A 19,885-nucleotide genomic window follows, 5' to 3' on the forward strand; every position below is an offset into this window, starting at 1 on the left:
CCTAAGCGTTATGATTTGGTTGCGCTGCCTCTCACAAATTTATTCGAGATCGAGTTACGGACGCCGCGTTTCCTGCGCCCTATGCAAACTCCAGCCGGGAACGAGGATCTCTGCATACACATACCGGCCCACGGCAAAGCCGCTCGCAGTCGACTGGCCGCAAGCAGGTTCATTTATTCGGACCTTTCCAGCAGGCGCTGAGTTTCTCAGGCGTCGTAGACGATCTCGCGGGTTTCGCGGAATTTTACGTCGGGGTACTTTTCACCGACGTAGCCGACTTCCCAGGCATTCTTGAACAGAAACACCGGGCGGTCATCACGATCGTTGGCAATCGACATACGATGGTTCTCGATCATCTTGGCGAGGGTCGCATTGTCGGTCTCGATCCAGCGAGCCGTGGAATAATTGACCGGCTCGAAGCTGATCTCCGTGCCGTATTCCTGGCGGATACGCTCGATCACCACATCCAGCTGAAGAATGCCGACCACGCCGACAATCCAGTTCGATCCAATATCCGGCTTGAAGATCTGAACGAGACCTTCCTCCGCCAGGTCCTGAAGACCCTGGCGCATCTGCTTCACCTTCATCGTGTCACCAAGACGGACGCGACGCAGGATCTCCGGCGCGAATGCCGGCAGCCCGGTGACGTGAATGTCCTCGCCCTCGGTCAAGGTATCCCCCACCCGCAGCTGACCATGGTTGGGGATGCCAATGACATCGCCAGGGAAGGCCTCTTCGGCAATTTCGCGTTCTTCGGCGAAGAACAAGATAGGCGCGGTCACGGCAATCTGCTTGCCGGTGCGCACATGCTTCAGCTTCATGCCGCGCTTGAACGTGCCTGAGCACAGGCGGAAGAAGGCAATGCGATCGCGGTGCTTGGGATCCATGTTGGCCTGCACCTTGAAAACGAAGCCGGTTACCTTGCCTTCATCCGGCGTGATCGTGCGCCCGCCTGTGGCGGATTGGGAATGCGGAGGCGGCGCGCAGCGGGCGATGAAATCAAGCAACTCTTCGATGCCATAGTCACGCAAGGCCGAGCCGAAGAACACCGGGGTCAGGTGGCCATCGAGAAAGCTTTCGAGATCAAAATTGGCGTAGCCTTCGGCACCAAGCTCAACGTTTTCCTCAAGCTCATCCATGATCCGGTCGAATGCAAACTCCGTCAGGATCGGATCTTCGAGACCCGAGACGTCCTTTGTCTGGGTATAAGCGCCGCCGCGTTCGCCGTCAGAGGTATGGAATTTCTTGGCCTGCCAATCATAGACGCCGAAGAAATCCGAGCCCATGCCGACGGGCCAGGTCTGTGGCGACACGTCCAGAGCAAGAGCTTCTTGAACCTCGTCGAGGATCTCGAGTGCGTGACGACCTTCCCGGTCGATTTTGTTCACGAAGGTGATGATCGGGATGTCGCGCAAACGGCAGACTTCGAAGAGCTTGCGGGTCTGGGTTTCGATACCCTTGGCGGCATCGATAACCATGATAGCCGCATCAACGGCCGTCAGTGTACGATAGGTATCCTCCGAGAAATCTTCGTGGCCCGGTGTATCCAGCAAATTGTAGATAATGCCGTTACGCTCGAACGTCATGACCGAGGACGAAACGGAAATCCCACGCTCCTGCTCGATCTTCATCCAGTCAGACCGGGCACGACGCCGTTCACCACGGGCACGCACCTGCCCCGCCGCCCGGATCGCACCACCTGACAGAAGCAGTTTTTCCGTCAGGGTCGTCTTACCGGCATCCGGGTGGGAAATAATCGCGAAGGTGCGTCGGTTCTTGTAGGAAGCGCCGTTGGCGGACATGTCTTTTCAGGCTCCTGAAGGGCGGCCGCATCCGGCTCTCAAGCCCCCACATGCTCCAAGGTCTGCAAAGGCAGCCTGAGCAGGACGTCAGGGGTCCGGCACGGATCATCGGGTTATGGTTCGTTGGCGCCGGTTCTAGAAGGTGCGGAGAGAAATTTCCAGTGAAAAGCTTTCATGACGAGAGGAACGCACGCCGTTGGAACACAACGGCTTTGTTCCACAATCTCTCATCCAGCCAACCTTTCTGGTTGACCGAGCAGAAAGTCTCCCGGAAAGTCCGTCGCTTACCAGTCACACACTGCGTTTTGAGCCGCCTTTACAAATGAGGGTTTCATGTCCCGACGCTTAACATGGGCCCTTGGTTTCGGCCTTCTGGTCCTCACTGCCGTGATCCTGCTTAGCATGGGACGCATTCCGATCTGCGCCTGCGGCACGATCAAGCTCTGGACGCCTGTTTGGGACGAGGCGGGCAATTCCCAGCACATTGCCGACTGGTACACCCTCTCCCACATCATCCATGGTTTTCTGTTCTATGGATTGTTCTGGCTGCTTTTGCGCAACAGACCGGTCGGTGAACGTGCGTTGACTGCCATCATTGTAGAAGCTGCATGGGAGATCCTGGAAAACAGTCCGATCATCATCGACCGCTACCGGGAGGCGACCATTGCTGTCGGATATACCGGAGACAGCGTGTTGAACTCGATGTCCGACATTGTCTTCATGCTGGTCGGGTTCTGGTTCGCCTGGAAAATGCCGCTGTGGGTCACTGTAGTGCTCGGAATTCTATTTGAGCTGCTGGCGCTTTATGTCATCCGAGACAATCTGACCTTGAATGTGCTGATGCTTGTCTATCCAGTCGACGCGGTCAGGCAGTGGCAGGGAGGCTAACGCGCCCGGTCACCCACGCGACCAGATACGGCCTCACCCCGCGCAAAAAAACACCCCGGCCTGCGGACAGATCGGGGTGCAAATGTTGTTCAGATCAAAACCAGACCGATAGGTCAGTTCTTGGTCTGGGGGAGTTCGATATCAATGCCGAGAGTTGTGATATCACCGGAACGGTCCATCTCCAGGCGCACGGCGTCCGGGTCAATGTTCATTCTCTTGCGCACCACTTCCAGGATATCCTCGCGAAGCTCGGAGATCAGCTTGGCATCAGACCCGTCACCCATTCTTTCGTGGGCAAGCAGGATCTGCAGACGATTCTTGGCTACCGATGCGCTCTCTCCGCGCCGGGCGAAGAAGCTCATGAAGTTCATGCAGCCCTCCCCTTGAAGAGCTTGCCGAACAAACCCTTCTTCTCGGACGGTATAGTCACGGGAATTTCCTCGCCCAACAGGCGACGAACCGCTTCCACATACGCCTTAGAGGCTGGAGAGGCTTCATCAGACACGGTCACCGGCATCCCGACGTTGGAGGCCTTCAACACGTCCCGACTTTCCGGCACGACACCAATCAGCGGTACGGAGAGGATCTCCACGACGTCGTCGACAGAAAGCATATCACCAGTTTTCGCCCGTTCCAGATCAAAGCGGGTGATCAACAGATGCTTTGGCATCCGTCCGCCTTCTTCGGCGACAACCGTCTTGGCATCGAGCAAGCCGATGATCCGGTCACAGTCGCGTACGGAAGAGACTTCCGGATTTGACACGATGATCGCTTCATCCGCATAGCGCATGGCCAGCGTTGCACCGCGTTCGATCCCGGCCGGGCTGTCACAGACAATCCAGTCGAAATACATCCGCAGTTCGTTGATGACGGAGGCCACGCCCTCGTCGGTCAGCGCGTCCTTGTCACGGGTCTGGGAGGCGGGAAGCAAATACAGATTGTTCAGCTTCTTGTCGCGCACCAGCGCCTGTTTGATCGAGGCTTCGCCGCGAACGACGTTGACCAAATCAAAGACGACACGGCGCTCAGCGCCCATAATCAGATCGAGGTTTCGCAGGCCGACGTCAAAATCGACCGCACAAACCTTGTAGCCTTCCTTGGCAAGGGCCGAGGCAATGGCTGCGGTAGAGGTGGTTTTCCCCACACCGCCCTTGCCCGAGGTCACCACGACAACTGTGGCTTTGCTCATGTTCCTATTTCCTGTCGTTGCAAGACAAACCCGATGGCCGAGGAAGGCGCATCAGCCCAGTCGTTCAAACACCAGAGTTTCATTTTCAAAGCGGATCTGAGCCGAGGCATTCAGAACCTCTTTCCCGAAATCATCCGCGATTTGATAGAGCCCGTTGATGGACACCAGTTCCGCATCCAGCTTGGTGCAGAAAATGCGGGCATCCTCATTACCGGAAACTCCGGCCAGCGCCCGCCCGCGCAGGGCGCCATAAACATGGATTGATCCGCCGGCGATCACTTCAGCACCGGAAGACACCGACCCGATGATGGTGACATCGCCCGTGGGATGTACCACGGACTGGCCGGAACGCACCGGCTCAGTGATCACGATAGAAGTCTGATCGTTTGCCGGATCATCATCCAGGTCAACCGTTGCATCAGAATCTGCGTCAGCGTCTTCGCCCTTAGACGCCTTTTCCGTGACCTCCACGGCAGAGACGCCCACGCCTGCGGGGCCCGGAACATCGACTTCAGCCGCCAGACGACCACCACCGAAGCTTGGCGGCATGCCAGGCTTCAGGCGTGTGCCGGCAATGCCATCAATGCCCATCACGCGGATCGACCGCTGGCTCAAACCTTCCAGAACACCTTCCAGATCGTCAATCGGCATTTTCGTGCCGCGCGCATCGAGAATGATCGGCCGATCAATGAAGAACCCCGGCGAGCGGGTCATGATCCGGTCGATTTCCGCAAACCACGCATCAGACGGAATTTGCGGGGTCAGCACGATGGCAATAAAGGACTTACCCTTGAATTTCATAGGGGGCTCAGCACTCACGATCTATTGACGATTCAAACCACGATAAGAGCTATCATTGTGGCTGTTTCACAATAAGGCGCACCCTTGTTTTCCACTGAATTCCTTTAACCATTTGGCAACCACTGGCCACCTCGCCCCATATAAACAGGCAGGGAAAAGCTGTCGGCTCAATACCCTGCGGAAGTTCCTGCGAGCAAAATGTGACGCTGGCTTTCTGATCTGCGATTTGGCAAGTTTGCCGCCAGGAGTGCCGAATGAACGACGAGACCGAGACAAAAGCCAAGCTGCAAAACAGGTCCCTGGACCGGGGAATCGATGTGCTCGAAGCCCTCGCCCGGCATGGAGCCTGCTCGCTGGCAGACTTGAACCGACACACAGGGCTGGCAAAGTCGACCCTGAGGCGCCTGATCGGCACCCTTCTGGAGCGCCACATCATTCGCCAGTCCCTGACCGACAAGCTCTACCGCTCCAATGTCATCTTCCCGCCCGGCAGCGACGCCCCGCAAGCTCTTGAGCTAACGATGCTGGTGGACCGCGCAATGCCGCATCTGGTCGCACTGACACGAAAGGTCGGCTGGCCTTCCGACATCCACATCGTCGAAGGATCAAAGATGCGGATCGTCGACAGCACTCGCCCCTTGAGCCCATACAGGCTCAACCATGGATTTGTGAATCGGGTGATCAACATCTTCGGATCTGCGTCAGGATCAGCCTGCCTTGCCGCCATGCCTGACGCCATCGTGGCCGAACACGCCAAGCAGACTGCCGGTGACCCCGTATGGGGGTTGCGCCGGTTTGACATGTCGCTGGATACCTACTTGGAACGTCTCGAAACTGTCCGAACTCAGGGATTTGGCCTGCGCCTGTCGAACTATCTCGGCGAAACCGTGCTTGACGACGGACTGGCCGCGATGGCGGTGCCGATTTTTGTAAACGACTGGCCATCAGGCGCGGTAACCCTCGTCTGGCCACGTACATTCAAAAGCCCGGAGGAATTCTCCGAGAGTTTTCTGCCGGATCTAAAGAAAGCAGCGCAAACCATTTCCAATGCGATTGCCGGCAAGCAGTCAGCCGCCTGAAGCGTGGCCATGGTTCTCCAGCGGACCATTGCGACGCGGCGGCCTTCACTCAGCTGCCAGCACTGACTGCAAGAGCCCGGGAAAACGGGCATCGATATCGTCCTGACGCAAACTTAGCAGGCGGTTTCGGCCCTTGGCCTCGTTACGGATCACCCCCGCCTCACGCAGAACCTTCATCAGATGCGATTTAGTCGACTTGGGCATGTTGGGGTCTATCGCGCAGCAATTGGCCATTTCCTGTGGACCTGCAGCGAGATGACGGACGATGGCCAGTCGCGCCGGATCACTCAGCGCAAACAACACCTGTGTCAGTTTCAGATCGGCCCGTGAGGGGTGTGGCAGCTCGGATGGATCCTTCATGGTTCGAATATAGTTGAACCATCGAGGCATGTGTACTAGGTAAAGGTTCCAAAATTATCGAACCATAACTCCGACCCCCAAGGCATACTCTCCATGAGCCTATTTGTCAGCCGCAGCAGCGGATCATCTTTGGCCGGTTTCGGGCTGATCCTTGCGGGCATGGGCGCCATGCTAGCCGGTGCCAGCGCCCCTTCTCCATTTTACCCGATCCTGCAGCAGGAAATGGGCTTCTCGGCGGCGATGATGACCGGCATCTTTGCCGTTTACGCGATTTTCCTGCTGGCGACCTTGTTGATGACAGGATCCCTGTCCGATCATGTCGGTCGACGTCCGGTTCTCTCGGCTGGCTTCACCATTTTGGCAGTCTCCATTGTCCTGTTCTGGCAGGCAGGCAGCCCCGAGACACTCCTCGTCGCCAGGGCGATACAGGGGATAGCAAGCGGATTGCTGCTTTCAACACTGTCAGCCACGGCCGTGGATCTGGAACCGAAATCGCGACCAGGCTCAGCCGCCATCTGGAACTCGGTCATTCCGCTCGCGGGTCTCGCCATAGGGGCACTGGTTGCCGGCATCGCGCTGGACTTCAGCCCAACACCGAAAACAGATGTCTTTGGTGGATTAACGCTGCTTTACCTGGTGCTGGCCGGGTTGATCTGGACGCTGCCGGAAACCTCATCCCGGCTCCCCAATGTTCTTTCGTGCCTGCGCCCGCAGATCGGCCTGCCGAAATCGACCCGAGCTGCCTTTTTGCGCAGCTCTCCGGCCGTTGTCGCTGGCTGGGCCACAGGTGGCCTCTATCTCTCTCTCGGCACACCGATTGTCGATCATGTGTTCGATGTTCATGATACCGGGCTTCAGGCGCTGGTGGTGACCCTTCTGGCGGGGTCCGGAGCGCTGGCCTGTTTCGCAGCCCAAAACCGCAGCGCCCGCCAGATCACTCTGTTTGGCACCTATTCGTTGGCACTCGGCACATCACTGACCCTGATCGGATTATACGCCCAGCACCTGCCGATTTACCTGATTGGCGTGGCCATCGCCGGCGCAGGGTTCGGAACATGCTTTTTCGGCATTCTTCGCTCCATCATTCCGCTGGCGGCACCAGCCGAACGATCCGAGCTTTTCGCTTCGCTCTTCACCCTGAGCTATGCCGCATTCGGACTTCCGGTGGTCGTGGCGGGCGTCGCAATGCCCCACCTTGGACTGGTCCTGACCACCGGTATCTACGGCGGCATTATCGCGCTGTTTTCAGGTGTCGCAGGCCTGCTGCGCCAATTCGGAACCTCAGACTAAGGCAGCAGGCTTCTTAGCGGGAGAACAGCATCGAATAGGTGATCGTCGCGTGGGAATGCTCCCGCATCATGGCTTCCGCCCGGGCCGCATCACCCTTGGCAATCGCGTCATAGACAATCAGATGCTGACCATAACCAATCGTCAGACGCTGGACTTCCGTGTCGTAGGAGTCGTGATTGAAAACCAGCACCCCAAGCTTCAGCAGCGGCACCGTTTCTAGGCGCGTATAGGTGAAGGGTACAAAGGAGTTGCCGCACTCACGCATGATCGTCTCGTGAAACAGCGTGTTGGCCTCCTGATAGAGGTCCATGCCGCTGTCTTTTTTATCGCGCAGATGGTCGAGGGCATCACGCGTCATTTCGAGCGACCGACGCAGGATACCGTCAACCTCCTCAGACATGCCGTTTTCGGCAAGGCAGCGCGCAGCCAGACCTTCCAGCACACCGCGCACCTGATAGGCATTTGATGTGTCATCAAAATCAAAGTCGACCACGGTGTAGCCGCGCCCTGACCGCTTCTTGATCAGTCCTTCGACTTCAAGCGCACGCAGTGCAAGCCGTACGGGCGTCCGCGAGACCTCAAGCAGACCGGCAAGCCCAACCTCCGTGATCTTTTCGCCTGACGGGATTGAACCGTCCATGATGTGGCGCCGCAGAGTGATCAGAACCCGCTCGTCTGAAGAGGCGCGCCCCCCCGTATCTTCTTGTAGCAGCTCGAGACCGCCATACGCCTCTGGGGGCGCGCCATTTAAATCATAACTTTTCATGCCCGGACTATGACTTTGTATCCATAAAACGTCAATTGACGATCCAGACAACCGCACAACTCGGTCATTTTATCAAAAATGTACCCACTCATCCGGAATCTATCTTGTCATTATGGATCCAAAGTGCCTATCCTGAATTCAGGTGCCGAAAGTGAGGAGAACTTTCGGCAACCACCACTCAGGGAGGAGTGACATGAATAAACGCAAATTCCTGGCTCGCGCCACAGCGGGTCTCACAACCCTTGCCGCCGCCAGCCTTCTCAGCTTCACGGCCCTTGCTGCCGACACCATCAAAATTGGAACTGTCGCACCGAAAACCGGCCCCCTTGCCGGCGGATCGCTGGTCAGCCAGTGGCCGAACGTGGACCTTTGGGTGCACGAAGTGAACGAGCGCGGCGGGCTCAAGATGAAGGAAGGTCAGAAGAAAATCGAGCTGATCGCCTATGACGACAAGACCAACCCGACCGAGCACATCAAGGCCGTGCAGCGCCTGGCGACCCAGGACAAAGTGGACTTTATCATCGCGCCCTATGGCACCGGCTTCAACATTGCCGCAGCGCCGATCTACTCAAAATACGGTTATCCGCAGATCGCCGTAACTTCAGTGACTGACCAGATCGGTGAACTTACCGAGCGCTTCCCGTCTCTGTTCTTCACCCTTGGCGACACCACTTCTTTCGTTGCTGGCTTGAAGGACGTACTGGTCAAGCTGAAAGATTCAGGCGAGATCAACAACAAGATCGCCATGGTAAATGTGGCTGACGCCTTCGGCATTGAGCTGGCAGACGTTGCGCGCCCGCTTCTCCAAGAAGCCGGGTTCGAGCTGGTCTATGACAAGTCCTACCCGCTTGGCACACCTGATCTTTCGCCGATCATAAAGGGCGCCAAGGCGACTGAAGCAGATAGCTTCATCGCCTGGTCCTACCCACCGGACACCTTCGGCCTGACCGAACAAGCAGTCATCGAAAATTATGACGTGAAGGTATTCTACACAGCCGTCGCGACAGCTTTCCCGGCGTATGCGGGCAAGTTTGGATCCAAAATCGAGAATGTCCTGGGTGCAGGTGGCGTCAATCCGGACACGGATGAGATGAAGGCCTATCGCGCGCGTCATGAAGAAGTGACCGGCAAGGCGCCCGACTACTGGGCCTCGGCCAACACCTATGCCAGCTTGCAGATCCTGGAAGCAGCCATTGAAGGCGTTGGCGAAGTCGATCGCGAAGCGGTGACAAATTACATCAAGTCCAACACATTCGACACGATCATGGGCCCGATCAACTTCGACGATCAGAACTCCAACCGGTTCTGGACTGTTGGCCAGTGGCAGGAGGGCGTCTTCCGTGGCGTTGTTTCCTCCAACATCGAAGGCGCTGTCGATGTGAAGCTGAAAGACGGCTGGAACTAAGAGGCGAAAGTTTGGAGAGCCCAACCCCGCCACTTGGGGTCCAAGCCCTCTGCCTGCACTTCGTCATGCCCGGGGTCGTCCCGGGCATCCAGCCTCTTGCCCGAAATTGGATCCTCGGGACACGCCCGAGGATGACAGCGGTGACGTCTTTGTCGCTTTCATAATCCGACTTCATTCGGACTGACCCAGCAACAACCCAAGAAACGACCCCATGGATATTCTGATTTCCGGCCTTCTGCTCGGGGGCACATATGCCCTTGTGGCGATGGGGCTGAACCTGCAGTATGGCGTTGCCCGCATCATGAATCTCGCCAACGGCGAGACTTTGGTGCTGGGCGCTCTGGCCGCCTTCCTTGCGTTTACCGCCATTTCCCTCAGCCCTCTTGTCACCTTGGTCATCGTGGCGCCATTGGCCTTTGCAGCCAACTGGCTGGTCTATCAGTTCCTGCTACGCCCATTGGTGAAGCGCGCCAAGACATCCGGCCAGTTGGAAGTGGATTCCATCCTGGCGACCTTCGGCATGAGCTTTGCGCTGGTCGGCATCATGGTGTCGATCCACGGCGAATATTACACCTATTCGTTTCTGGCGCGCCCGTTCGAAATCCTCGGCACCACCGTGGCCCAGAACCGTCTGGTCGCCTTTTTCGCCGCAGTCATCATCGGCGGCGGCCTGGTCGCCTGGCTGAACTACACCAGGACAGGCACGGCTGTGCGCGCGGTCTCCGTCGACACCGAGGCCGCCCGACTGGTAGGCATCAACGTGCCACGAGTCTCAGCCCTTGCCTTCGCGCTTGGCGGTGCCGTCACGGCCGTCGGCGGCACATTGATCTCCACATTCATCACTCTGGATGGTTCGATCGGCGTCATCTTCACCATGAAAGCCCTGATCATCGTCATCATGGGCGGTGTGGGTGATCTGCGCGGCTCGATCATTGCAGCAGTGGTGCTCGGACTGGTCGAGACCGCTGTCGCCAGCCTGATCGATCCAGGCCTGACGCTTGTCGCAGCCTATGTGATCTTTCTCGGCATTCTTCTGTTCCGCCCGCAAGGGCTCTTCGGAAAGCGAAACGCATGACCGGACAAGGTTTCAAGAGCCTCACCCTCATCGGCGTTCTGGTGATCGCCGCTGCCTTTGTGCCATTCGTCACCAATGGCTACTGGCTCTCAATCGCCGTCACGGCCATGATGTACATTGCCCTGGCCACCGCCTGGACGCTGTTTTCCGGCCCGACCCATTACATCTCGCTGGCAACTGGCGCCTTTTTCGGTATCGGCGGCTATCTGGTCGCCACCGGCATGAGTGACTTCGACATCTCGTTCTGGGTGATGGCGGCCATCGCACCGATCGTCGCCGTGGTGCTGGCAGCACTGATCGGGGCGGCCACGCTGCGTCTGTCTGGAATCTACTTCGTCATCTTCACGCTTGGCCTGGCGGAAATGATCCGCGGGCTGGTGTCCTGGGTGCAGAACAACTTCCTCGGATCGCGCGGCCTGTATGTGCTCACCGACTTCACCGAAGAGCACATCTACTGGATGCTTCTGGGGATCGCCGCCACCGTCTATGTCATCGGCTGGCTGATTGATCGGTCAAAGCTCGGCTTTGCCATGAAAATTATCGGCAATGACGAGGGCGTCGCCAAGCATCTGGGCATCAACACCGCCCGCGCAAAGGTGATCCTCTTCATGATCACCGGTTTTTTCTCCGCGCTTGTCGGTGTCATCGTCGCTCCACGCTACTCCTACATTGAGCCGAACCTGGTGTTTTCGCCAGAAATCAGCTTCATGGTCGTCATCATGGCGCTTCTGGGCGGCACACAAAGGCTGTGGGGACCGATTATCGGTGTGATCCCGTTCATTTTGATCTGGGAAACGATCACGGTCTCCTTTCCCAATGCCACGACGCTTTATCTTGGCCTGTCGTTTCTTGCCATCGTCTACTTCCTGCCCAACGGCGTGGTCGGACTGATCGAAAGCCTCACCAAACGAGGGCGCGCCTCATGACACCACCCCGCACACTGCTCAAGGTCGAAAACCTGACCAAACGCTTCGGTGGCCTGGTTGCGGTCAACGATATGACCTTTGACGTGAAGGAACATGAAGTTATGGGACTGATCGGGCCAAATGGCTCCGGCAAAACCACAACGATGAACCTGATCTCCGGTGCCTTCGGACCAAGCACCGGCACCATCAGCATGAACAACCGGGTGCTGTCCGGCTTACCAGCCCATGAAATCACCCGCGCCGGAATTTCGCGAACCTTTCAGCTTGTGAAAGTACTGCCCGGCTTGTCGCTGACAGAAAACGTCATTGCCGGCGCAGCCTTCGGCCACAAGAAGCGCTGGGGAGCGGAAGCCGTCGACATGGCACACCAGCTGCTCATTCGTGTCGGCCTCGAGACCCAGATCGATCTGCCGGTAACCTCTCTGACCTACATCGATCAGAAGCGTCTGGAGTTGGCCCGCGCGCTGGCCGGAGAGCCAGAGGTTTTGCTGCTAGACGAATGGCTGGCCGGGCTGAACCCGACGGAACTACAGGACGGCATCGCGCTGATTTCCGACCTGCGCAAGGAAGGTCGCACGATCATTCTGGTGGAACATGTGATGGATGCCATTCGCTCCCTTTGCGACCGCTGCGTGGTGATGAATTCCGGTACCAAGATAGCCGAGGGCACGCCGCAGGACGTCCTATCCGATCCGGAAGTCATTCGAGCCTACCTGGGAGACGAATAATGCTGACTGTCTCTTCCCTGAAAGCCGCTTACGGGATGCACCGGGCCCTTGGCGGAATCGACATCACCGTTGGCGCCGGTGAGATCGTCGTCATTCTCGGAGCCAATGGCGCCGGCAAAAGCACCTTGCTGCGGGCGATTGCCGGCATGTGCGAAGGTCAGACCTCCGGCGAGGTTAATCTGGACGGAAAATCGATTTTCGGCATGCCGGCAGAGGACATTGTCGAGGCCGGAATAGCTTTCGTCCCCGAAGGCCGTGGCATCTTCGGCGATCTGAGTGTCACTGAGAACCTGCAATTGGGTGCCTACTGCCGGCACGCTCGCACAAACAGCGTTGCAAATCTGGAGCAGGTCTACGACCTCTTTCCCAAGCTGAAGGAACGCGGTCGCCAGATTGCACGCACCATGTCAGGGGGCGAGCAGCAGATGGTGGCCATCGGCCGCGCCATGATGGCAGATCCGAAAATCCTGATGCTCGACGAGCCGTCCCTTGGCTTGTCACCGCTGCTCTCCAAGGAGCTCTTCCACAATCTGTCGCGGATCTCCGCGACCGGCATGGGAGTTCTTCTGGTGGAACAGAACGCAAAACTCAGCCTCGGCATCTCGGACCGTGGCTATCTGATCGAAAACGGCGCAATCACCGGTGAAAACCGGGCCGATGCGCTGCTGAATGACCCGGCGGTGCAAGCCGCCTATCTGGGAGGCGCTGTCGCGCCTTCGGGTTCCTGACCAACAGGTGCGGCGCCTTCCGGCCCGTAGCAGAAGACAACCGGGGCAAAATAGCCCCAAATCACACGCCCGTCGGCAGACCCGCTGCGGGAGGAAACGCGAACCCCATGGAGTGTTCACATGGCCCGTGCAATCGATGGCTTTTACGCAGGCGGTAGCTGGAAAAAGGCTGCCAAGACTTTCCAGGACTTCAATCCGGCAAACGACGAGCTTTACGCGGAAGTGGCCGACGCCACTGTAGAAGATGTGCGTGACGCAATCGCCTCCGCACATGGTGCATTTGCCAGCTGGTCCGAACTGCCCTTTACCGAACGCGCTGCCTTCATGCTGAAGATCGCCGACGAGATCGAAAAGCGCCAAGACATCCTGTGCAGCGCCATTCAGGCGGAAGCCGGCAGCTGGTTCGGCAAGGGTATGTTTGAATCCGGTTATATTCCTGGTGTCTTCCGCGCGGCTGCGGCCCTGTCCTATGCGCCGATCGGTGAAGTTCTGCCCTCCGAGCACAACAAGGTCTCCCTGGCCGTGCGCCGGGCAATGGGCGTCGTCACGGTCATCTCCCCATGGAATTTCCCTGCTTTGCTGACCGCTCGCGGTTTTGCCTTTGCAATGGTCGCCGGCAACACCATCGTCTTGAAGCCATCTGAAGAAACGCCCTACTCTGGCGGACTTTTCTTTGCTGAAGTGATGGAAGCTGTCGGCCTGCCGGCTGGCGTCTTCAATGTTGTGACCTGCTCACGCGACAACATCGCCGAGATCGGCGACGAACTGATTATCAACAAGCATGTAAAGGGCATCTCCTTCACCGGCTCCACGCCTGTGGGCCGGATGATTGCTTCCAAGGCCGGCCAGCACCTGAAGAAGTGCTGTGTCGAATTGGGAGGCAAGGACAGCCTGATCATTTGCGACGATGCCGATCTGGAAAAATCTGCACAGACCGCCAACTTCGGCGCCTTCATGCATCAGGGCCAGATCTGCATGAGTGTGGAGAAGGTTCTCGTTCACGAGAGCATCTACGACACTTTCGTGCCGAAGTTCGTGGAACGCGCCGCCAAGCTGAAAGTCGGCGACCCGACCACCGACAAGTCGAACATCATCGGTCCACTAATCAATGACAAGCAGGTTGCCCAGGTCAAGGCACAGCTGGAAGACGCCATTGCAAAGGGAGCTAAAGTGCTGGTCGGTGGCAAGATCGAAGGTCGCTTCGTCGAGCCGACCATCCTCGAAGGCGTCACGCCCGACATGCTGATCTATCAGAATGAGACCTTCGGCCCTGTCGTGCCGGTGATCAAGTTCTCGACCGACGCAGAAGCCGTGCAGATCGCCAATGACACCGAATACGGCCTGTCCTCCGGCGTGATGACCGAGAACGAGAAACGCGGCCTGGAGATCGCCTCCATGCTGGAAACCGGCATCAGCCACGTCAACTGCTCGTCCGTCAACGACGAACCGCATATTCCCTTCGGTGGCTCCAAGGCATCCGGAGTTGGCCGACACGGCGGCCGCTGGTCGATGGAAACCTTTACCGAAACCCGCTGGATCACGCTGGAGCGCGGTGGGCGTCACTTCCCGCCGATGTTCTAAGCTAACGGAATCAAAAGCTTAGTGGCGCGGCGGATCTTTTCTCATTCTCTGCGCCCGTTATTCCCAAGCCCGCACGTTTAAAGACTACAGGTTTGAGAGATGGGATATGCACATCCCCACTTGGCATGGCGAATTCATTCGCCATGCCTTTTTTCTTTCCACGCATCCCTTCCGAGTAGAAAGGTGCAGCGACGGGCGACCTCCGAGACCTCAAGGCAGTTTGCCGGGGAACCTTTTTACCCTGTTGGTGTTCTCCTATCGACATTTCGCCATATTGCAGTGCAAAATGAAAATGTCGAAACCTGAAAAGGGTTTTCGACCACAATGGAGCCCGCAAAAAATGAGCAACTTCAAGGCGATTATGGACCTTTTCGGCCTAAGCCCCGAAGATGCAGCCACATATCTAAAGGTGGATGCAGCCGATGTTGTTCGCTGGTGCGAGATGCACGAGAGCCCACCAATCGACGTCTGGCAAAAAATGGTACAGTTGTTCGACACGATCCGCTTTGCTGCAGAAGACGCAGCAAAGGCGGCCGATCTGGACAAGCTGCAAGCAACCGACTTGAACGGCCTCTCCTACCGCCAGGATGGCGTGCAGACAACGCCTGCCTCGCCGCTTGATGCTCTTGCTGGCCCACAGCGCATGATCGCCGCCATGGCAACAGCCAGCCTGGCCCGCGTTTTCGTCTAGGGCCGGAACTCGGACGCCTTGAGATGCTGTTGCCTAGCAAGCGTCCCTGCCCCCTCTTTCTGTCAAGGCTGATCCGCCCGCCCAGCTTTAGGCCCAAGCAGCATTACAACCCTCTCCTGTCGTTTCATGCCTTTCCCGACATGACTCCTATGGATAGTGTCGGTTGAAATTCAGGAACCGTGCGCTGAGCGAGCAGCTGTGGCGCGACAAGCGATAGAGGTTGCCATGACGATCGAACTTTGGGCTTTTGATACACCGAATGGTCGCAAGATCAGTATCGCGCTGGAAGAGATGGAGCTGCCCTACACGGTAAAGGTGGTCGACATCCGAGCCGGCGAACAGCACGCACCAGAGTTTCTTCGTATCAGCCCGAACAATCGAATTCCGGCGATTGTCGATCCGAACGGGCCGAATGGCCAACCGATCAGTGTCTTTGAATCCGGTGCTATACTGCTCTATTTGGCGCAGAAAACCGGGCGCTTTCTGCCGTCAGACCTGCGAATGCAAGTTCCTGTGCTGGAGTGGCTCATGTGGCAGATGGGTGGGTTTGGTCCGATGCCCGGCCAGGTTCATCATTTCCTCGGCGTATCTGACCAGACCGACCAACGCTATGGTCTGGCACGCTACAGCGCAGAGACCCGCCGTCTCTATGGGGTCGCCGATCGCAGGCTTGCAGAGGTCGAATATTTCGCCGGTGAGCTGTCGATTGCAGATTTTGCGATTCTTGGCTGGGCCTGGCGGCACGAGAGGCACAAGGTCGATCTCGCCGATTTCCCAAATGTCAGACGCTGGTATGATGCGATGATGGCCAGACCCGCTATCCAGCGTGGCTTTGCGGTTCCGCTTTCCTGACTTTAAGCAGATCGGGTGACCGGATGGAAAGGCGTTGAAAGACGTAATTCCATCTCGCCGCGATTTCTGCGCCGCAGCAGAACACACTTCCGCTGTCCGCACGCAAAAGCACACTGACAACAACGAGCAAAATATCAAAATGTTAGGGAAGAAGATGGTGCCCGGAGACGGATTTGAACCGCCGACACGCGGATTTTCAATCCGCTGCTCTACCAACTGAGCTATCCGGGCATACTTGGCGCTGCGAGAAGGCTCTCTGTGCGCCGGAAGTGGGGGTCTTATAGAAGCAGAATTCGGGCTTGTCCAGCGCCCCGACGAAGTTTTTCAACAACGTTGGATTTGACCGTTACCCCTGTGGGAAACTCAAAATCCAGATTGGTTTTCCGGCGTTTTTTCAGAGGCTTAAGTTTTGGACCTTTCCAAGCTCCAAATGTCAGGTAGAGGCGGCCCTGGGCCCTCGAAGTCCATCGCCGCGCCTCTACAGTGACGACTGCTTCTGATGCCTTCAACGGATCAAGAACCAGGGGTATTGTTGGTAGCCTGGGCGCGTAAAAAAGCAGCCGCTGCCGCGGCCATACCGGTAGAAACGCACGAAATCAGCTACTGGTTGGCGCCTGTTTGCAGTTCACCAGCGATGATGCCTGTTGCCTGCCAGTCGGCATCACGTGCATTGAAGTCGCCAATCACACCCTGGACACTGCTGGTTGGACCGCGGACAACGGAGGTATGCATGGTCCCGATATGATTTGCTGCCTGGTTGGAAATCGCACCGTAAAACTTGTTTGTATTCCCTCCGGCAAAATTATTCAGATCGGCGGAGAGAGAGCGTCCATCGAAATTGCTGATTGTCGCTGAGCCACTCCGGCTGGCGAAATCGACGCTCATAGAAAAGTCACCTGCCGCGAGATATTGATTGGCGGCGTTTCCACTGCCGCGAATGACACTACCTACGGCATGGCCGGCATAGCTCGCACTACCTGTGGCTGGCAGCTCACTCTCGGACAGGACGTCGCCCGCTACCCATGTGCCCATGTGTGTTCGAGCAACCTGTGTGCCATCGGGCAGTGTCGCGCTCTGTGAGCCATCCAGCTCCAGCTCACCGCCCCAGTATCCCCACTCGAGGAAGGCGCAGGTGCATTCCGTCTTGCCGATGAACAAGGCGTCATCCCCGGTGCCGGCCACCGTGCTCGGAATGAAATAGTTGTGAGAATTTTCATCCGTCAGCTGCGTCAAGATTTCTTCACTATCGAGCACAGCATATGAATCGGTGTGTTGCTGAGGATCCCGTGCAGCGTAGGTATCAGCATCGACAAAAATGCCCCGCTGGGTGCCAGTGCCATCAATGCTTGATCCGAATTGAAAGTGCAGCATTTCAAGGTAGTTGTCGGCTTGAACTTCAGCTGCTGCGGCAGACTGATAGAATGTGGCATCGGAGACGATCATGGAAACCTGAACGGTACTTGCATCGGCATCCAGCTTAAGGCTTAGATCGCTTGGGGCGCGGCTGCTGAAAATCACGGCACCAAGCCCAGAACCATAGTTCATGCTGGTTTCAACCGCTCCGGTTGCATAGCCCAAATACGTAGCTGTTTCCCGTTCAAGGTCTGCCTTTGCTACCTTCCCAGCCAATGATGCAACCTGAAACGAGCCACTGAAGCGTTGGGCCGCGTCGACAGATAGAAAGGCTGGCGTCAAAAGATAGCTATCGCTGTAGGGGTCATTTTGATCCAGGTTAAGTCCGAGAACCATGTAATCGGCATCGGGACCAAAGATGTAACCTCCGTCAGCTGCCATCTGCAGGCTGCCACGCCCGCCGAAGCGACCTGCGGTTTGATCGGCTTTAACCCGTTGGCTGCCACGGCGTTCCCACGTTGCGGAGACGTTGCCTGCTTCGTTTGCAAAGAAGTCGTCGACCAGCAGGGAAACAAAGGACCTTTGGGCCGCGCCTGCTCCGGAAATCAAAAAGGAGCTGGCCAACTTCTTAGCGCCCTCAAACGAGCCTGACGACTGTTCAAGCACATACAGTGGCGTAGTCTGAATACCTTCAACAAAATCGGAACCAAACTGTTTGGCGACCAAGGGGTTCAGCATAAGGGCAGCACTCTCCAGCGGCAGGTAGCCACCATCGGCGAGTTCAGAGCCCAAACTGAACGACAGTGTAGGATCCGGGGTCAGTGCATAGCTGCGAACCTGCGGCTCTGCTGGCACAACACCACTGAAATCCGTCTTGATCGCGCGCATGCCAAGAGCGACATCCCCCACTTTATAGGCTGGCTCAGCACCGTTACTAAAGAAATGGGCAAAAGCCAGAAAGTTGTTGTCATAGTCAAAGTATTGAACGCCGCGCGCATAGCCGGTCACAGGACCGCGCAGGAGTTCATCCAGCATTGGCGCATCAGGGACCACGCTGCCATCGCTGCTCTGGGCGACATAATCCGTCGAAGTCAGAGCCTGTTGATAGTAATGACTCCCCTTGCCCTTGAAAACGAATTGATAGAGAGGGTTGCCTGCAACCTGAGCATAGGCCAACTCGGTCGCGTTCCCTTCCTCGACATATCCAAAGTCTGCGGCAACAGTCTGGGCATGGCCGTCTCCAAGGCCGATCAACCCTTGCGATCCTGGATCCGAAATAACTGCCGTCTCGCTGTCTGGATGAACAAACGTTTCTGCAGGAGTGAGAATGCGCACATCGACCGTGATCACAGGGTCTATGGGCGTCTCAGGGTCAGTGGGTGTTACCGGCACTTCTGGATCGACCGGCGTCTCCGGCTCAGGTGTCTTCACCGGCCGCTTGTTGATCGTATGGGCCACATGCTCCTGATTGGCGACCTGTGGTGGGGCAAGTGCGTGCTCTGCCTGCTTTGGCTCAGTCGAGCGCACGACATTTGGTTTGCGCGGAGGCGCCGTAAAATTCGCCGGAAGTCGCGAGTTTGCGTTCGGGAAACCGGAATTTACGACTGAGCGTGGCGTCGGCGGATTTCTTGTGCCCCCACGCTGCCCAGCGCGCCCGGCAAGCGCGGATTGCACCTGTCCGATGTCATTGCTCGTCGTGCGCCTCACCGCGCTACCACGGCCGCCACTGGCGGTCTGTATCGTATAGCCAGGCTCAAAAACACGACGCGAGATCCCTTGCGGGTCAGTAAAAATCAGTTCGTCACCAAATATGAGCGAAAAAGTCGACGAGTTCGCGTCATCTACCTTCAGGTTGGCGATGGCGCCGCGGATCCCGATCGTGCCGACCGGTGTCTTGACGCTGACAGCCCCCTCGTTTTTGGAAAGCTTGCCACCAACAAACCGTGCTGCCCCCTTGCTCAGAGTTGCGATCAGAGTTCCGGTGCCGGAATTTGGGTCATAGACGAATTCATCGATGATCAGATCGGACCCCGGCCCGACGGTAAAGGTAGAGCCATCATTCAGCAGGATTTGGGCCAATCCCTCGTCGCTCGTCTCGATCCGGTGGCGGTAAATTACGTTGTCCCCGAGCACCATCACCTGACGGGCCGCTCCTGGAGCCGTGCCATAAGTTGTCTTGTTGACAGCTGCTGTCACCCCGACCGGAGCGGCCTCAACGGAAAGAGCGTGCAAGGACAATGTCATAACGACAGCAACTGCGAGCACCACGGCGGGGCGAACGCCCTTTAAACGCGCAGACTTTTGCGCTGCTGAAGACATCATCAGAGAGCATTGGCGGCTTTGCTTCTTGCGCATCGCGCGCTCCCTCGTG

At 57.3% G+C, this 19,885-nt stretch carries 18 protein-coding genes and 1 tRNA gene; 11 read left to right on the top strand and 8 right to left on the bottom strand.

Going from position 1 to position 19,885, the window contains the following annotated elements:
• Positions 1 to 206: 206 nt before the first annotated feature.
• Positions 207 to 1,802 carry a peptide chain release factor 3 gene (locus J0X15_RS09030; RefSeq protein WP_206939860.1) on the bottom strand — a complete coding sequence of 532 codons (1,596 nt, stop codon included), beginning with the start codon at positions 1,800 to 1,802 and terminating at the stop codon, positions 207 to 209.
• Positions 1,803 to 2,135: 333 nt separating this feature from the next.
• Between J0X15_RS09030 and J0X15_RS09035 the strand changes: the two genes are divergently transcribed.
• The gene (locus tag J0X15_RS09035) at positions 2,136 to 2,690 is read left to right on the top strand and encodes a DUF2585 domain-containing protein (protein WP_206939862.1); all 555 of its coding nucleotides are present in this window, start codon (positions 2,136 to 2,138) and stop codon (positions 2,688 to 2,690) included.
• Between the two features lie 113 nt (positions 2,691 to 2,803).
• Here the strand turns inward: J0X15_RS09035 and minE are convergent, their stop codons facing one another.
• Genes minE through minC form a run of 3 tightly spaced genes read right to left on the bottom strand, consistent with a single transcriptional unit; the run spans position 2,804 to position 4,680 of the window.
• Entirely contained in the window at positions 2,804 to 3,061 is a 258-nt protein-coding gene (gene minE / locus J0X15_RS09040; protein ID WP_206939864.1) for a cell division topological specificity factor MinE, read from the bottom strand.
• Positions 3,058 to 3,879 (bottom strand): septum site-determining protein MinD, encoded by an 822-nt coding sequence (gene minD, locus J0X15_RS09045; RefSeq protein ID WP_206939866.1) that lies wholly within the window; start codon positions 3,877 to 3,879, stop codon positions 3,058 to 3,060. The genes minE and minD overlap by 4 nt, the downstream gene beginning before the upstream one ends.
• 51 nt (positions 3,880 to 3,930) lie before the next feature.
• Positions 3,931 to 4,680 carry a septum site-determining protein MinC gene (minC, locus tag J0X15_RS09050; RefSeq protein WP_206939868.1) on the bottom strand — a complete coding sequence of 250 codons (750 nt, stop codon included), beginning with the start codon at positions 4,678 to 4,680 and terminating at the stop codon, positions 3,931 to 3,933.
• A 254-nt stretch (positions 4,681 to 4,934) separates the two neighbouring features.
• Between minC and J0X15_RS09055 the strand changes: the two genes are divergently transcribed.
• The gene (locus J0X15_RS09055; RefSeq protein ID WP_206939870.1) at positions 4,935 to 5,759 is read left to right on the top strand and encodes an IclR family transcriptional regulator; all 825 of its coding nucleotides are present in this window, start codon (positions 4,935 to 4,937) and stop codon (positions 5,757 to 5,759) included.
• Positions 5,760 to 5,804: 45 nt separating this feature from the next.
• Here J0X15_RS09055 and J0X15_RS09060 read toward each other — a convergent pair whose 3' ends face one another.
• Positions 5,805 to 6,119, bottom strand: a complete 315-nt coding sequence (locus J0X15_RS09060) for an ArsR/SmtB family transcription factor (RefSeq protein WP_206939872.1) — start codon at positions 6,117 to 6,119, stop codon at positions 5,805 to 5,807.
• 93 nt (positions 6,120 to 6,212) lie between these two features.
• Here J0X15_RS09060 and J0X15_RS09065 point away from each other — a divergent pair, with 93 nt between their 5' ends.
• Complete coding sequence (locus J0X15_RS09065) at positions 6,213 to 7,409, top strand: MFS transporter (protein ID WP_206939874.1); 1,197 nt, start codon at positions 6,213 to 6,215, stop codon at positions 7,407 to 7,409.
• A 13-nt stretch (positions 7,410 to 7,422) separates the two neighbouring features.
• Here the strand turns inward: J0X15_RS09065 and J0X15_RS09070 are convergent, their stop codons facing one another.
• Positions 7,423 to 8,175 carry a GntR family transcriptional regulator gene (locus tag J0X15_RS09070; RefSeq protein ID WP_206939876.1) on the bottom strand — a complete coding sequence of 251 codons (753 nt, stop codon included), beginning with the start codon at positions 8,173 to 8,175 and terminating at the stop codon, positions 7,423 to 7,425.
• Between the two features lie 193 nt (positions 8,176 to 8,368).
• Between J0X15_RS09070 and J0X15_RS09075 the strand changes: the two genes are divergently transcribed.
• The 8 genes from J0X15_RS09075 (at position 8,369) to J0X15_RS09110 (ending at position 16,161) form a co-directional block, all read left to right on the top strand.
• A complete protein-coding gene (locus J0X15_RS09075; RefSeq protein WP_206939878.1) occupies positions 8,369 to 9,580 on the top strand; it encodes an amino acid ABC transporter substrate-binding protein in 1,212 nt (403 codons plus the stop codon).
• 211 nt (positions 9,581 to 9,791) lie between these two features.
• A complete protein-coding gene (locus tag J0X15_RS09080) occupies positions 9,792 to 10,655 on the top strand; it encodes a branched-chain amino acid ABC transporter permease (RefSeq protein WP_206939880.1) in 864 nt (287 codons plus the stop codon).
• Entirely contained in the window at positions 10,652 to 11,581 is a 930-nt protein-coding gene (locus J0X15_RS09085) for a branched-chain amino acid ABC transporter permease (protein WP_206939882.1), read from the top strand. The genes J0X15_RS09080 and J0X15_RS09085 overlap by 4 nt, the downstream gene beginning before the upstream one ends.
• Positions 11,578 to 12,309 (top strand): ABC transporter ATP-binding protein, encoded by a 732-nt coding sequence (locus J0X15_RS09090; protein WP_206939884.1) that lies wholly within the window; start codon positions 11,578 to 11,580, stop codon positions 12,307 to 12,309. The genes J0X15_RS09085 and J0X15_RS09090 overlap by 4 nt, the downstream gene beginning before the upstream one ends.
• On the top strand, positions 12,309 to 13,037 hold the full coding sequence (locus J0X15_RS09095; RefSeq protein WP_206939886.1) for an ABC transporter ATP-binding protein: 729 nt from the start codon (positions 12,309 to 12,311) through the stop codon (positions 13,035 to 13,037). Before J0X15_RS09090 ends, J0X15_RS09095 begins: the two co-directional genes overlap by 1 nt.
• Before the next feature lie 120 nt (positions 13,038 to 13,157).
• Positions 13,158 to 14,618 carry an aldehyde dehydrogenase family protein gene (locus J0X15_RS09100; protein WP_206939888.1) on the top strand — a complete coding sequence of 487 codons (1,461 nt, stop codon included), beginning with the start codon at positions 13,158 to 13,160 and terminating at the stop codon, positions 14,616 to 14,618.
• A 340-nt stretch (positions 14,619 to 14,958) separates the two neighbouring features.
• Entirely contained in the window at positions 14,959 to 15,309 is a 351-nt protein-coding gene (locus J0X15_RS09105; RefSeq protein WP_206939890.1) for a hypothetical protein, read from the top strand.
• A 225-nt stretch (positions 15,310 to 15,534) separates the two neighbouring features.
• Complete coding sequence (locus J0X15_RS09110) at positions 15,535 to 16,161, top strand: glutathione S-transferase family protein (RefSeq protein WP_206939893.1); 627 nt, start codon at positions 15,535 to 15,537, stop codon at positions 16,159 to 16,161.
• A 155-nt stretch (positions 16,162 to 16,316) separates the two neighbouring features.
• Here J0X15_RS09110 and J0X15_RS09115 read toward each other — a convergent pair.
• Both J0X15_RS09115 and J0X15_RS09120 read right to left on the bottom strand, forming a co-directional pair.
• Positions 16,317 to 16,392: transfer RNA gene (locus tag J0X15_RS09115), tRNA-Phe, on the bottom strand.
• A 369-nt stretch (positions 16,393 to 16,761) separates the two neighbouring features.
• Positions 16,762 to 19,869 (bottom strand): FecR family protein, encoded by a 3,108-nt coding sequence (locus tag J0X15_RS09120; protein ID WP_206939895.1) that lies wholly within the window; start codon positions 19,867 to 19,869, stop codon positions 16,762 to 16,764.
• Between the last annotated feature and the right edge of the window lie 16 nt (positions 19,870 to 19,885).

The organism is Roseibium limicola (assembly GCF_017313085.1).
Taxonomy (GTDB): Bacteria; Pseudomonadota; Alphaproteobacteria; order Rhizobiales; family Stappiaceae; genus Roseibium; species Roseibium limicola.